At 69.0% G+C, this 14,530-nt stretch carries 13 protein-coding genes; 11 read left to right on the forward strand and 2 right to left on the reverse strand.

Features of this window, described 5'->3' with window-relative positions; all coding sequences use genetic code 11:
* Positions 1-60: 60 nt before the first annotated feature.
* The 11 genes from dusB (at position 61) to ruvC (ending at position 10,893) form a co-directional block, all read left to right on the forward strand.
* Positions 61-1,110, forward strand: a complete 1,050-nt coding sequence (gene dusB / locus ACG04R_RS19175; protein WP_394414457.1) for a tRNA dihydrouridine synthase DusB — start codon at positions 61-63, stop codon at positions 1,108-1,110.
* 2 nt (positions 1,111-1,112) lie between these two features.
* Positions 1,113-1,364 (forward strand): helix-turn-helix domain-containing protein, encoded by a 252-nt coding sequence (locus ACG04R_RS19180; protein WP_394414460.1) that lies wholly within the window; start codon positions 1,113-1,115, stop codon positions 1,362-1,364.
* A gap of 7 nt (positions 1,365-1,371) precedes the next feature.
* On the forward strand, positions 1,372-2,949 hold the full coding sequence (gene purH / locus ACG04R_RS19185; RefSeq protein ID WP_394414463.1) for a bifunctional phosphoribosylaminoimidazolecarboxamide formyltransferase/IMP cyclohydrolase: 1,578 nt from the start codon (positions 1,372-1,374) through the stop codon (positions 2,947-2,949).
* A 347-nt stretch (positions 2,950-3,296) separates the two neighbouring features.
* The gene (locus tag ACG04R_RS19190) at positions 3,297-4,715 is read left to right on the forward strand and encodes a coniferyl aldehyde dehydrogenase (RefSeq protein WP_394414466.1); all 1,419 of its coding nucleotides are present in this window, start codon (positions 3,297-3,299) and stop codon (positions 4,713-4,715) included.
* A 157-nt stretch (positions 4,716-4,872) separates the two neighbouring features.
* The gene (locus ACG04R_RS19195) at positions 4,873-6,480 is read left to right on the forward strand and encodes a GMC family oxidoreductase (RefSeq protein WP_394414469.1); all 1,608 of its coding nucleotides are present in this window, start codon (positions 4,873-4,875) and stop codon (positions 6,478-6,480) included.
* Positions 6,481-6,513: 33 nt separating this feature from the next.
* Positions 6,514-7,053: a GNAT family N-acetyltransferase gene (locus tag ACG04R_RS19200; RefSeq protein ID WP_394414473.1), complete on the forward strand. Its 540-nt coding sequence runs from the start codon at positions 6,514-6,516 to the stop codon at positions 7,051-7,053.
* Between the two features lie 5 nt (positions 7,054-7,058).
* Positions 7,059-7,448: a GFA family protein gene (locus ACG04R_RS19205; RefSeq protein ID WP_394414476.1), complete on the forward strand. Its 390-nt coding sequence runs from the start codon at positions 7,059-7,061 to the stop codon at positions 7,446-7,448.
* Positions 7,449-7,574: 126 nt separating this feature from the next.
* The gene (locus ACG04R_RS19210) at positions 7,575-8,474 is read left to right on the forward strand and encodes a tetratricopeptide repeat protein (protein WP_394414479.1); all 900 of its coding nucleotides are present in this window, start codon (positions 7,575-7,577) and stop codon (positions 8,472-8,474) included.
* Between the two features lie 56 nt (positions 8,475-8,530).
* Positions 8,531-9,181 carry a lysophospholipid acyltransferase family protein gene (locus ACG04R_RS19215; RefSeq protein ID WP_394414482.1) on the forward strand — a complete coding sequence of 217 codons (651 nt, stop codon included), beginning with the start codon at positions 8,531-8,533 and terminating at the stop codon, positions 9,179-9,181.
* Positions 9,181-10,179 carry a phosphatidate cytidylyltransferase gene (locus tag ACG04R_RS19220; protein WP_394414485.1) on the forward strand — a complete coding sequence of 333 codons (999 nt, stop codon included), beginning with the start codon at positions 9,181-9,183 and terminating at the stop codon, positions 10,177-10,179. Before ACG04R_RS19215 ends, ACG04R_RS19220 begins: the two co-directional genes overlap by 1 nt.
* Before the next feature lie 165 nt (positions 10,180-10,344).
* On the forward strand, positions 10,345-10,893 hold the full coding sequence (gene ruvC / locus ACG04R_RS19225; RefSeq protein ID WP_394414488.1) for a crossover junction endodeoxyribonuclease RuvC: 549 nt from the start codon (positions 10,345-10,347) through the stop codon (positions 10,891-10,893).
* 47 nt (positions 10,894-10,940) lie between these two features.
* Here the strand turns inward: ruvC and ACG04R_RS19230 are convergent, their stop codons facing one another.
* Complete coding sequence (locus ACG04R_RS19230) at positions 10,941-11,420, reverse strand: PEP-CTERM sorting domain-containing protein (protein WP_394414490.1); 480 nt, start codon at positions 11,418-11,420, stop codon at positions 10,941-10,943.
* A 23-nt stretch (positions 11,421-11,443) separates the two neighbouring features.
* Positions 11,444-14,512 (reverse strand): ExeM/NucH family extracellular endonuclease, encoded by a 3,069-nt coding sequence (locus ACG04R_RS19235; RefSeq protein ID WP_394414493.1) that lies wholly within the window; start codon positions 14,510-14,512, stop codon positions 11,444-11,446.
* Between the last annotated feature and the right edge of the window lie 18 nt (positions 14,513-14,530).

Here is a 14,530-nt window from a genome sequence, read left to right on the forward strand (position 1 = left end):
TGGGGCGGGGCTGAAAAGCCGGATGGCTACAATCTCGCCTCTTTTTTGAGCAGACCCCTCGTGCACATCGGCCCCCACCTCCTCCCCAACCGGCTCTTTGTGGCGCCGATGGCGGGGGTGACGGACCGGCCCTTCCGCCAGCTCTGCCGGCGCCTCGGCGCGGGTTACGCGGTCAGCGAGATGGTCACGTCGCGCAAGGAGCTGTGGGGCAGCCTGAAGACCTCGCGCCGTGCCGACCACAGCGGCGAGCCCGGCCCCATCGCCGTGCAGATCGCTGGCACCGACGCCGCCATGATGGCCGAGGCCGCCGCCTACAACATCGACCGCGGCGCGCAGATCATCGACATCAACATGGGTTGCCCGGCCAAGAAGGTCTGCAACAAGTGGGCGGGCTCGGCGCTGATGCGCAACGAGGCACTGGCGCTGGAGATCGTCGAGGCGGTCGTGGCGGTCTGCGCGCCGCGTGGCGTGCCGGTCACGCTGAAGATGCGCACCGGCTGGAGTCTTGAGGAGCGCAACGCGCTGCGCCTGGCGCGCCTCTTCGAGGCTGCCGGCATCGCGATGCTGACCATCCACGGCCGCACGCGCGAGCAGGGCTACAAGGGCCTGGCCGAGTACGACACCATCGCCGCCGTGAAGGCCGCGCTGGGCATCCCCGTCGTTGCCAACGGCGACATCACCTCGCCCGAGAAGGCCCGCGACGTGCTGGCCTACACGCGTGCCGACGCGCTGATGATCGGCCGCGCCGCGCAGGGCCGGCCGTGGATCTTCCGCGAGGTGTCGCATTTCCTGGCGACGGGCGAACACCTGGACGCGCCCACGGTCACCGAGGCGCGCGATGTGCTCACCGAGCACCTGCACGACCACTACGGCCTGTACGGCGAATTGAGTGGCGTGCGCAGCGCGCGCAAGCACATCGGCTGGGCCGTGCGCGGCCTGCCGGGCGGCGAAGAATTCCGCCAGCACATGAACACCCTGGAGCGCTGCGAACAGCAGGTGCAGGCGCTCCGCGACTGGTTCGACGAACTCGGCCAGACCCACGACCGGCTGCCTCCGACCGACGCAGCCAACGACGACGAAGCGCAAGGCCACGAAGCCTGCGCTGCCTGAACATGAGCGCCCAGAAGAACACCCCGCCCAACCCCATCGACGCCTGCGTGCGCGACAACCTCGAAGCCTTCTTCCGTGACCTCGACGGCCAGGAGCCGCATTCGATGCACGAGATGCTGATCAAGCTCGTTGAGAAGCCGCTGTTCGAGATCGTCATGCGCGAAGCCGGCGGCAACCAGAGCAAGGCCGCGCAATGGCTGGGCATCAACCGCAACACGCTGCGCCGCAAACTGACCGATCACAACATTGGCTGACACCACCATGGCACTCACCGCACTCCTCTCCGTCTCCGACAAGACCGGCATCCTCGAATTCGCGAAGGAGCTGCATGCCCTCGGCGCGAAGCTGCTGTCCACCGGCGGCACCGCCAAGCTGCTGGCTGACAACGGCCTGCCCGTCACCGAGGTGGCCGAGCACACCGGTTTCCCGGAAATGATGGACGGCCGCGTGAAGACGCTGCACCCCAAGATCCACGGTGGCCTGCTGGCGCGCGGTGATGTGCCCGAGCACGTGGCCGCGATGGAGAAGCACGGCATCACGCGCATCGACATCCTGGCCGTCAACCTCTACCCGTTCGAGGCCACCGTCGCCAAGCCCGGCTGCACGCTGGAAGACGCCATCGAGAACATCGACATCGGCGGCCCGGCCATGGTGCGCAGCGCGGCCAAGAACTGGAAGGACGTGACGGTGCTGACCGACGCGGCCCAGTACGCCGCCGTGCTCGAAGAGTTGAAGGCGAATGGCAAGACCAGCGACAAGACGCGCTTCGCTGCCTCCGTCGCAGCCTTCAACCGCATCGCCCAGTACGACGCGGCCATCAGCAACTACCTGTCTGCGCTGAACGAAGACGGCTCCAAGGCCGAGTACCCCGCGCAGATGAACTCGACGTTCGTCAAGGTGCAGGATCTGCGCTACGGCGAGAACTCGCACCAGAGCGCGGCGCTGTACCGCGACCTGTTCCCGGCGCCCGGCTCGCTGGTCACGGGCAAGCAGCTGCAGGGCAAGGAGCTGAGCTACAACAACATCGCCGACGCCGACGCCGCGTGGGAATGCGTGAAGAGCTTCGATACGCCGGCCTGCGTCATCGTCAAGCACGCCAACCCCTGTGGCGTGGCCGTCGGCGCGAACCCGCTCGAGGCCTACAGCAAGGCCTTCAAGACCGACCCCACCAGCGCCTTCGGCGGCATCATCGCCTTCAACCGTCCGCTGGACGGCGCGGCCGCGGCCGAAGTCGTCAAGCAGTTCGTCGAGGTGCTGATGGCGCCCTCGTTCACGCCCGAGGCGCGTGAGATCTTCAAGGGCCGCGTCAACGTGCGCCTGCTCGAGATCGCGCTGCCGCCGGGCGGCAACACGCCGTGGCAGCAGGGCCGCAATGCCGGCGACAGCAAGCGCGTCGGCTCGGGCCTGCTGCTGCAAAGCTCAGACAACCACTTCCTGAAGCGTGAAGACCTCAAGGTCGTCACCTCCCTGAAGCCCACAGAGCAGCAGCTCGACGACCTGATGTTCGCGTGGACCGTCGCGCAGTACGTGAAGAGCAACGCCATCGTCTTCTGCGGCGGCGGCATGACGCTGGGCGTCGGCGCCGGCCAGATGAGCCGCCTCGACTCGGCCCGCATCGCGTCCATCAAAGCCCAGCATGCCGGCCTGACGCTGGCCGGCTCCGCCGTCGCCAGCGACGCCTTCTTCCCGTTCCGCGACGGTCTGGACGTGCTGGCCGACGCCGGCGCCACCTGCGTCATCCAGCCGGGCGGCTCGATGCGCGACGACGAAGTCATCGCTGCCGCCAATGAGCGCGGCATCGCGATGGTGCTGACGGGCGTGCGCCACTTCCGGCACTGACGAGCTCCTCGCCCAGTCGCGCCTGCTGAACGCGGCGTGCCTGGTCGGTCTTGCAGACCGCGCTGGGCCAGTGGCGCAGCTCTTCGGCAGGCACACCGCGCCCACTGGGCGCAATGTGTCCGGCCTCACAGCCCCCGAGGGGGCGGCGATGCTTGCCGGATCGACCGGCAAGCATCGCCCAAGGCGGGCCGGCTTGGAAGCGGCCCGGCGCTCGGCCAGCGAATTCCAAAGACTCCGTGTCGCCCCCGCGACTAGACGCAGCCCTCTAGTCCAGGGCCGCCCCTGTTGGGCGGCCCATCACTTGCGGTTAGCCTCCTTCGATTCGATCTAGAACCGGAGACAAGGCCATGGACACCGCGTTGCAGGAACGTCTGCATCTGGCATTGCTCGCGCAGCGCCACGCCTACGAGGCCGAGCGTATGCCGACCTACGAGGTGCGGCGTGACCGTCTCGAGCGGCTGCTGAAGATGACGCGCGACCACGGCGAGGCGCTGGCGAGCGCGATGGCGCAGGACTTCGGCCACCGTGCGCGGCAGGAGTCGCTGCTGGCGGACGTGTTCACCGTCGAGTCAGGTGCGCGCCACGCCATCAAGCACCTGCGCGCCTGGATGAAGGCCCGCCGTGTCGCGACGCCGCTGCACTTCCTGCCTGCGCACAACGTGCTGATGCGCCAGCCGCTGGGCGTCGTCGGCATCGTCGCGCCCTGGAACTACCCGTACTACCTGGCGATGGCGCCGGCCGTGGCCGCGCTGGCGGCCGGCAACCGTGTGCTCGTCAAGCCGTCGGAGCTGACGCCGGCCACCAGCGAGTTGATGGCGCGCCTGGTGGCCGAGCATTTCAAGCCGGAGGAGATGCTCGTCGTCGCCGGCGATGCCGCGGTCGGCAAGGCGTTCACCGAGCTGCCGTTCGACCACCTCTTCTTCACCGGCTCCACGCCGGTGGGCCGTCTGGTGGCTCAGGCCGCGGCGAAGAACCTCACGCCGGTCACGCTGGAGCTGGGCGGCAAGTCGCCTGCCATCGTCGACCGCTCATGCGACGTCGACCTGACCGCGTCCCGCCTGGCCTTCGGCAAGCTCTTCAACGCGGGCCAGACCTGCGTGGCGCCCGACTACCTGCTGGTGCCGCGCGAACTGGTCGAGCCGCTGAGCCAGAAGATCCTCGCCGAGATGCGCCGCATGTACCCGCGCATTGCCGGCAATGCCGACTACAGCAGCATCGCCACGCCGCGCCATCACGCGCGGCTGCAGGGCCTGATCGACGACGCGGCGCGGCGTGGCGCACGTGTGCTGCGCACGCACGACGAGCAGCCTGATCCGAGTCAGGACCGTCGCCTCGTGCCGGCGCTGCTGCTGGACGTGCCGCTGGAGGCCGCCGTCATGCAGGAGGAAATCTTCGGGCCGCTGCTGCCGGTCGTGGCCTACGACAAGGTGGAAGACGCGCTGGCGCACATCAACCGCGGCGACCGGCCGCTGGCGCTGTACTGGTTCGGCCAGGACCGCGCCGCGCGCGACCAGGCGATGGCCCAGACCCACGCCGGCGGCGTGACGATCAACGACTGCCTGTGGCACCTGGGCCAGGAGGAGCAGCCTTTCGGCGGCGTGGGCGCCAGCGGCATGGGCGCGTACCACGGTGAGTGGGGATTCCGCACCTTCAGCAAGGAGAAGCCGTTGTTCGTGCAGTCGCGCTTCGCCGGCACGAAGCTGTTCCAGCCGCCCTACGGCAAGACCTTCGAGCGCCTGTTGTCGCTGCTGAAGCGGATCGCCTGACTGAGATGGAGCCCCTCGTCCAAGGAGTACCTTGGCCGGTCCCCCGAGGGGACGGCGATGCTTGCCGGCTCGACCGGCAAGCACATCGCCAGTACGGGCCGGCTTGGGAGCGGCCCGGCGCTCGGCCCGCGGGTGCACTACCCCCTTGAATATCGACATGAACGACACGCAACGCTTCGACGAAAGCCATGACGTCATCGTCATCGGCGGCGGCTCTTCCGGTTCGGCGCTGGCCGGGCGCCTCAGCGAGGACGCTGGCACGCAGGTGCAGGTGTTGGAGGCCGGTGCCGACGTCACCAGCTGGCTGGGCACCGTGCCCACCGGCGCCGTCGTCATGGTGCCCAGCAAGCTGCACAACTACGCCTTCGAGACCGTGCCGCAGCCGGGCCTGAACGGCCGTCGCGGCTATGTGCCGCGCGGCAAGATGCTGGGCGGTTCGTCGGGCATCAACGCGATGGTCTACATCCGCGGCCAGCGCGAGGACTACGACCACTGGGCTGCGCTCGGCAACCCCGGCTGGGGCTGGAGCGACGTGCTGCCGTTCTTCGTCAAGAGCGAGGGCAACGACACGTTCGGCGCGCCGCTGCATGGCCAGGGCGGTCCGCTGAAGGTCAGCCAGCTGCGCACCGACAACCCGCTGCAGGACGCCTGGCTCGCCGCTGGCCGCGAGGCGGGGCACGCGATCAACGCGGACTTCAACGGCGAGGTGCAGGAAGGCGTCGGCATCTACCAGGTCACGCAGGACCGCGGCGAGCGCTGCAGCGCCGCGCGCGCCTACCTGCGCCCGCACCTGGGCCGGCCCAACCTGCGCGTCACGACGCAGGCCCAGGTCCAGCGCGTGCTGTTCGACGGCCGCCGCGCGGTGGGCGTGGAGGTCAAGGTGGGCGGCGTCACCCGCCGCCTGCAGGCGCGGCGCGAGGTGGTGCTGGCGGCCGGGGCCATCCAGTCGCCGCAGTTGCTGATGCTGTCCGGCGTGGGCGACGCGGCGCAGCTGCAGGCCCATGGCATTCCCGTGCTGCACCACCTGCCGGGCGTCGGCGCCAACCTGCAGGACCACCCCGACTTCGTGTTCGGCATGGCCAGCGACAGCCCGCACAGCTTCGGCGTGTCGCTGCGAGGCGGGCTGGCGTTCTGGCGCGCCATCCGCCGCTACCGCGCCGAGCGTCGCGGCATGCTGACGAGCAACTTCGCCGAGGGCGGTGCCTTCCTGCGCACGAGCAGTGAGGTCGAGCGGCCCGATGTGCAGCTGCACTTCGTCGTTGCCGCCGTGGAAGACCATGCCCGCAAGCTGCGCTGGGGGCAGGGGCTGTCCTGCCACGTCTGCCTGCTGCGCCCGCAAAGCCGCGGCTCGGTGACGCTGGCCAGCGCCGACGTGAACGCCGCGCCTCGCATCGACCCGGCGTTCTTCCAGCACCCCGACGATCTCGCGCAGATGGTGGCCGGCTTCAAGCTGACGCGCGCGCTGCTGCAGCAGCCGTCGCTGCGCGCGCACTGGAGCCGCGAGCTGTGGAGCACCGAGACGACCTCGGACGCCGAGGTTGAGGCCCTGCTGCGCCGGCGCACCGACACCATCTACCACCCCGTCGGCACCTGCCGCATGGGTGGCGACGAGGGCGCCGTTGTCGACGCACAGTTGCGCGTGCACGGCCTGCAGGGGCTGCGCGTCGTGGACTGCTCCATCATGCCCACGCTCATCAGCGGCAACACCAACGCGCCGGCCATGATGATCGGCGAGAAGGCCGCGCAGATGATGCGGGCTGCGTGACCCGCCCGCTGCCCGTGAGCGAACATGCGGCGCATGCCGCAACCGCTCACGCCCGTCATCCGCACCGCCACGCCTGAGGACGCCGCCGCGCTGGCGGCCTTCGCGGCTCAGGCCTTTGCCGACACCTACCGCGACCTCGACGACGCGCAGGACATCGCCGACTACGTCGCCACCCATTTCCAGCCCGGCGTGATGGCCGCCGTCATCCTCGATGCGGCCTGCACGACGCTGCTGGCCGAGATGGACGGGCGGCTGGCCGGTTACGCCATCGTGCGTGACGCACCGCCACCGCCCTGCGTGAGCGCAGCGGCACCGATCGAGCTGTGGCGCCTGTACCTCGGCCAGGACTTCCTCGGCCTGGGATTGGGCGCACGGCTGATGCGCGAGGTCCATTCGCGGGCACGCCAGCGCGGCGCGCGCACGCTGTGGCTGGGTGTCTACGATCGCAACCTGCGCGCGGTCGAGTTCTACCGGCGCTCCGGCTTCGTGCAGGTGGGCAGCAAGGAGTTCCTGTTCGGCGGCCGGCTGTACATGGACCCCATCTACGCCGCCGCGGTGCGGCCCCAGGAGTGACGATCATGATCGAAGGTTCCTGCCATTGCGGCCGCGTCCACTGGCGCTTCGACGGCCAGCCTGACGGTGCCACCGCCTGCAACTGCACCGTGTGTCGCCGCTACGGCGCGCTGTGGGCCTACGACTACGTGGACGAAGGCATCCACGTCAGCGGCGCCACGCAGGCCTATGTGCGCGGCAAGGCCATCGAGTTCCACTTCTGCCCGCACTGCGGCTGCACGGCCTTCTGGCGCGGCCTCCGGCTGGAGCCGGACGGCCGCCGGCGCATCGCCGTCAACCTGCGGCTGGCCGAGCCGGCCGCGGTGGCGGCCATTCCCATCGACCACTTCGACGGCCTCGACAGCTTCGATGACCTGCCGCGCGACGGGCGTTGCGTCGCCGACTACTGGTTCTAGCTGACACCGCGCCGTCGTCCTACGCCGCACCCTCTTGAAACCGGACGGCCCGGTGTCAGATCAGGGGCGCAAACTGCCGTTTGCTCGCGCGCGCCGCGCACGGGCGATGGTTTGAGGAGTGTTGCGATGAAGTTCCCCCGATTCCTGTTGGTCTGCCTGGCCCTGCTGTCCACGCTGTGGATGGGTGCGGCGCAGGCGCTGCCGACGGTCGACCAGGTGCAGGCCGCCGCCAAGGGCGGTGACTACGCCGGCGCCGAGAAGATGATGCGCGAGGTCGTCGTGGCCAAGCCCGAAAGTGCCAAGGCGCACTACGTGCTGGCCGAGATCCTGGCCCACGAGCGCAAGTTCGGCGAAGCCGCCGAGCACACGCGCCGCGCCCGTGCGCTGGACCCGGCCATCAAGTTCACCGACTCGGCCAAGTTCAACAACTTCGAGCAGCTGCTTCAGCGCGAGCAGGCCGCCGAGGCCAGGCCCGTCGCGCCGACGTCACTGGACCCCGTCCCCGCGCCGCGCGCTGCTCCCGTGCAGCGCTACGAGCCGGAGCGCAGCAGCGGCGTGCCCGTCTGGCTGCTGATCGTCGGCGCGATCGCCTTCATCGCGATCGCCGCGAGCTGGATGCGCCGCCGCACGGCCGCGCAGATGCAGGGCCAGCCGGTCATGTCCGGCGGCTATGCCCCGGCCGGTGGTGGTTACGGCATGGGCGGCTACGGTGTGCCGCAGCAGCCCTCGTCGGGCCCGGGCATGCTGGGCGTGGGCCTCGGCGTGGCGGGCGGCGTGGCCGCCGGCATGCTGGCCGAGAAGCTGCTGCACGAAGGCCGTGAGGACCGCGGCAACTACAGCAGCGCCGATACCGGCAGCCACGCCGGTGGCCTCATCCCCGGCAGCTTCGGCGGTGGCGACAACGGCGCCGCCGACGACCTCACCCGCCGCGACATCGACTTTGGCAGCGGCGACGGCTGGGGCGGCAGCGATGCCGGCGGTGGCGGCGATTTCGGCGGCGGTGGCGGCGGCAGCGACGATTGGTAAACCCTGCTCCGGCCTGCGCCGCGGCGGGCGGGGAGGGGCCCCGATAATCCCGCCCCATGACGCCAGCCGCCTTCACCGGCCAGTTGCTCGCCTTCATCGCCCGTCTCATCACGGGTGCGCAGGGACACTGGAAGGGCTGCCCGCCAAAAGCCGAGCAGCGCATCTACATCGCCAACCACCAGAGTCATTTCGATCTGGTCCTCATCTGGGCCGCCTTCCCGCATGAGTTGCGGGCCTCCACGCGTGCCATCGCCGCGCGGGACTACTGGACCAAGAGCGCCTTCCGGCGCTGGCTGACGACCGAGGTCTTCAACGCCATCTACGTCAGCCGCACGCGCGCCAACCCGGACGAAGACCCGCTGGAACCCCTCGTCGAGGCGCTGACCAACGGCGACTCGCTGGTCATCTTCCCGGAGGGCACGCGTTCCAGCAAGGGCAACCCCATGCCGTTCAAGAGCGGCATCTACCATCTGGCCCAACAGTTTCCCGACGTGCAGCTGATTCCGACCTGGATCGACAACGTGCAGCGCGTCATGCCCAAGGGCGAAGTCGTGCCGGTGCCCATCCTGTGCACGGTCACCTTCGGCGAGCCCATCCAGCTGCGCGAGGGCGAGTGCAAGGCCGACTTCCTGTGCCGTGCCCGCGAGGCCGTCATGGAGCAGCGGCCCGACCCATCCGTCGTCGGCCATCCGGCGGAGGCTGACTGATGCGCTGGCTGAAATCCCTCAACGCCAGCGAGCAGGTGGCGCTGCTCTTCGTCGTGCTGTTCGGCTTCCTGATGCTGCTGACGGTGGGCCTGTTCCTGAACTCGCTGCGCGAGCGCGAGGACGAGGAGGCCCGTCGCGCGTCCGAGCTGACGTGGGAGCGCGTGCGCCGCGACCTGCGCGCCGCGTGGATCGGCGGCTGCATGTTCTGGGTTGCGTGGATCTCGGGGCCGCTGGGCGCGACGCTGCTGTTCGCACTGTTCTCGTTCCTGGCGCTGCGCGAGTTCATCACGCTGATGCACACGCAGCGCAGCGACCACCGCACGCTCATCGTCGCCTTCTTCGTGCTGCTGCCGGTGCAGTACATGATTTGCGGCACGCGCTTCTTCGACCTGTTCACGGTGTTCCTGCCGGTCTACGGCTTCCTCGTGCTGCCCATCGTCAGCGCGCTGGCCGACGACCCGCGCGCCTTCCTGGAGCGCAACGCCAAGATCCAGTGGGGCGTGATGGTCTGCGTCTACGGCCTGTCGCACGCACCGGCGCTGCTGCTGCTGGACTTCCCCGGCTTCACGGGGCGCGGCGCCTTCCTGCTGTTCTTCCTCGTCATGGTCGTGGCGGCGTCGCAGATCGCGCAGGAGATCGCGACGCGCACGCTGCGCCGCCGGCCGGTGGCACGGCACATCAGCCGCAGCTTCTCGATGCGTGCGTGGTGGATCGGCACGGTGATCGGTTCGCTCGCCGGCCTGGGCCTGTTCTGGATCACGCCCTTCAAGGCTGGCCAGGCGCTCGCCATGGCCTTTCTGACGGCCGGCGCGGCGGGCTTCGGCGGCCTCGTCATGAAGGCGTTGAAGAAGGACGCTGGCGTGCGTTACTGGGGCAACCGCAGCTCCATCACCGGCGCCGTGGGCCTGCTGGACCGCATCGCCGTGCTGTGCTTTGCGGCGCCGGTGCTGTTCCACTCCGTGCGCTGGTACTTCCAGCTGCCGCTGGGTTATCGGTGACATGACGCAGCCCCTTGCCCAGTCTGCCCGCGCTGAACGCGGGCCAGCCCGGTCGGTCCCCCGAGGGGACGGCGATGCGTGCCGGTTCGACCGGCAAGCACATCGCCCAGCGCGGGCCGGCTCGGGAGCGGCCCAGCGCTCGGCCCGCAGGGATGTATGGCTGCCATGAGGATTCTCGGCATTGATCCGGGTTTGCAGACGACCGGTTTTGGCGTCATCGACGCCGATGGCCCGAGGCTGGCCTACGTGGCCAGCGGCACGATCAAGACCAGCGGCGTCGCGGTGGGCGACCTGCCGGCGCGGCTGAAGATCCTGTTCGACGGCATCCGCGAGGTGACAGCACGCTACCAGCCACAGTGCGCCGCGGTGGAGATCGTCTTCGTCAACGTGAACCCGCAGTCCACGCTGCTGCTGGGCCAGGCCCGCGGCGCGGCGCTGACCGCGCTGGTGTCGGTCGACCTGCCGGTGAGCGAGTACACGGCCTTGCAGATGAAGAAGGCCATCGCCGGCAACGGCCACGCGAAGAAGGAACAGATCCAGGCCATGGTGCAGCGCCTGCTGAACCTGCCCGGCGTGCCTGGCAAGGACGCCGCCGATGCGCTGGGGCTGGCCATCATGCATGCCCATGCCCGCGTCACTTTCGACGCGATGAGCCGCAGCACGACGCTGCAAAGGCGGCAGCACGCGCAGTTCAAGGGCGGGCGGACGTACTGAAAGAAAACGGCCCGCCGAGGCGGGCCGTTCAACAAGCGCGAAGCCGCTCAGGCCTTGCGGCGGCGGGCGGCGAAGCCCACTGTGCCCAGGCCGGCAATCACCAATGCCAGGCTGGCAGGTTCGGGAACGGCTGAGATGTTGTAGCCACCGCTGCTCTCGATGCCACCCGTGGGTTGGTAATGCAGGAAAGCGTCGGTCAAGTCCATGCTGCCCGAGGTCATGCTCAGCGCCTGGCTTGCGTCGGCGTAGTTGTAGCTCAGGCCCAGGAAGACGCCGTCCTGATAGTCGGCGGTGGCACCAGCCGTCAGGCTGTAGTTGGTGAGCTGGAAGGTCAGCGAGAAGGCGGTCAGCGACAGGCTCTCGAAGCCAGAGCCCGTGAGCGCCGACGTATCGACGTCATAGCTGCCCGAGAAGGTCTGGGTCGTCAGCGGACCAGCGTCGATGGCGCCGTTGAAGCTGACCGTTGCAGCCTGTGCCGTGGCGGCGAGCAGTGCGGCGGCGGCGATGAGCAGGGGACGGAATTTCATGATGTTGTTGTCCTTGCAGTGACTCAGAATTTGAACGAGGTGCCGTTGATCGCGGAGCAGAGCACGGCCTTGAGCTTGACCATGGGGCGAGAGGCTGCGCTGCCAGCAGAGCCATCAGGGTCGTAGCCGATCAGGGCGCCATCGGTCTGGTTGGTGCACGTGACGTGGCCGGTGGCCAGCGGGTCGGCACTGGTGATGCCGACGTTCTTCAGCAGGTCGGTGAACACGAGGGTGTCCTTGCCAGGCACGAAGTCGGTGATGGTGTCGAGGCCGTCGGCGCCCGTGCGATAGACGAACTGGTTGCGACCACCCTTGCCGGTGATCGTGTCTCGACCCAGGCCACCTTCGATGACGTCATCGCCGTCGGTGCCGATGATGGTGTCGTTGCCGGACGTGCCGGTGATGGACTTCACCAGACTCAGACCCATCACCATCGGGTCATGGTCGGACGAGCGGTACGGCGTGGGCGTGTAGAAGTCCGGGTTGCCGCTGGCGGCGAAGGGCACCTTGAGCTCGGTGTTGTAGTCGATGAAGGTGGGCTCGTCGGCGTTGATGTGCCAGGACGTCGCGTAGACCACCTTGCTCGCCAGCGCGGCCGTCGTGAAGCCGTGGTCCAGGCGGCCGGAGCCGCCGTCGAACACGTAGGAGTAGTCCAGCGGGTCGAACAGGGCCACCGCGTCGACGATGCTGCCGTCGCTGGTCAGCGCGAGGATGGGGTCTTCCTTGGCGAGCGAGTTGAAGTCGCCCAGCATCACGACGTTGTCGGTGCCGGCCGTCGTCTTCACGGTTCCCAGGAAGGTCTTCAGGCGGTTGGCCTGCTGCACACGCTGTGCGTTCCAGCAGCCCTGCAGGCCGTCGTCGGCGTCCGGGTCGCTGGCACTGCTCGGGCAGGAGCTCTTGGACTTGAGGTGGTTGACGATGACGGCGAACTTCTCGCCGTTGGGCAGCGTGAAGCCCTGGGCCAGCGGCGGGCGGTTGTTGATGGGGTCGGCGTCGGAGATCGTCGTGCCGTTCAGCGTCAGCTTGCCGGGCTTGTAGATCATGGCCACGCGGATGGCGTCGGTGCCCGTGCCCTGGTCGGGCAGCGGCACGCTGGCGTAGGTGCCGGCGCCCAGCTTGGCGTTGAGCTGGCTGACGAGGTAGTTCACCGTCGTGGCGCCGCTGTTCTGGATCTCCATCAGGCCCACGACGTCGGCGTTCAGGCCCGACAGGTTGGCCACGGTCTTGGCGATCTGGCGGTCGAACTCGGTCTGGTTGTCGGCGCCACGGCAGTTGCCGTTGGACGTCGAGCTGCCGAGCTTGCAGCCCGCCGAGCCGGTGACGAAGCCGCCGTTGGTGAAGCTGGTGAAGAAGTTCAGCACGTTGGCGCTGGCGATGCGGACGTTGCCGCCGCTGACCGGCGGTGTGGTATCGCGCGGGTTGGTGCGCTGGAAGACCACGGACGACACGTCCAGCGGCTGGATCTTGTACATGCCGGCATCGGTGTTGCTGCTGGTGGCCAGGCCGTAGTCGATGATGCCGGTGATGCTGCCCGTCGTGTCGCCGGCGCGCAGCGTGTTGTCGGCGCCGATGTAGGGCACGGGGTTGATGTTCTGCGCGGTGCTGCCGTCGTCCAGCAGGATGCTGCGGGCGGCGTTGGCCGCCTGCAGCGTCAGCGCATCGGGGCCGGCGGGGTAGACGTTGGTGGGCGTGTAGACGCGGCCGCCGGCGGCCAGCGTGACCTGGCCGTAGCGGCCCAGGAAGTAGTTCTGCTGGGCCATCAGCGGGCCGCGCAGCGTGACGAGCATGCCTTCGTAGGCTTCCAGGCCGCCGGCCGGCAGCGTGGTCAGGTCGATCTCCACCGGCGTGATGCTGAAGCCGCTGCCCAGCACGGTGATGCCGCTCGGGCTGACGAGCTCGGTGACGGTGTGGGCCAGCGTGTCAGCGTTGCCGGCGGCGCCGGTGTTGAACTCGCTGACGGTGCCCGACAGGAGGATGGACTGACCGACGGCCACGGCCGGCGCGCTGCCGGTGTAGACGTAGATGCCGTCGGACGTGGCCGGGTCGCCGTCGCCGACGGGGTCCTGCAGGAAGAAGCCGGCGCTCGTCAGCTTGGTGACGACGCCGCTGGTGGTGACGATCGAGCCTTCCATCGGGCTCTTGGCCCCCGAACCCTGGATCTGCGGAATCGTCGTGAGGCCGGTGACGTTGACCTTGAACGTGCACGAGGCGGTCTGGTTCTCGTCGTTGTCCCACTTCAGCGTGATGCCGTAGCTGCCGGCGGCCATGCCGGAGGACACGTCGATGCCCTGGGTGGCGGCGACGCCGTCGCCGGTGGCCGCGGTGAAGGTGCCCAGCGTGATGCCGTTGGGCAGGTTGCCGACCAGGGTGACGGCGTTGACGCGGCTGTCGGGGTCGCTTGCGCTGACGTTGAAGCTGAGCGCGCTGCCGGCCAGCGTGTTGCCGTCAGGGCAGCTCGGCACGATGGGCTGGTTGACGGGGACGCCGCTGCAGACGTTGGCCGGCGTGGCGCTGTTGCGCGGGCTGACCGGGCCGACGGTGAAGTCCGCGCTGTTGGCGTTGGTGTCGACGCAGCCGGCGCCGTTGCGCAACGCGGCCGTCGTGGCGCTCAGCACGGGGGTGGGGCTGCCTTCCACGGGCGTGGAGCTGCCGTAGGACAGGATGTCTTCCACGCCGGTCGGCGCGGCCACCGCGGGCAGCGTCGTGCTGTTGGTGACCAGGGCGACCTTGCCCGAGGTGCCGCTGAGGTTGGTGGCACCTTCGACGTCGGCCGTGATGAGGGCCGTGCCCACGGCGCCGGAGGCGCCGCCGATGAGGTAGTAGCGGCCCGGCTGCAGCACGGTGCCTGCCGGGATGACGGTCTTGTTGGTCCAGCTGGTGCCCGTCGCCGACGCATACTGGACCGACCAGCCGCCGATCGTCACCGACGCCGTGCCAGCGTTGAAGATCTCGATGAAGTCGCGGTTGTAGGTCGCGTTGGTATTGCCACCGGCCCCATACACCTGGCTGATGACGACGCCGGACTGCGATGCCAGCACGGCGGGTGCCGCGAAGACCGCGGCGAGAAGGGACACCAGGGGTTTGAGTTGCATGACTATTTAGTAAAAATT

It is taken from the genome of Pelomonas candidula (genome assembly GCF_043555985.1).
Classification (GTDB): Bacteria; Pseudomonadota; Gammaproteobacteria; order Burkholderiales; family Burkholderiaceae_C; genus Pelomonas; species Pelomonas candidula.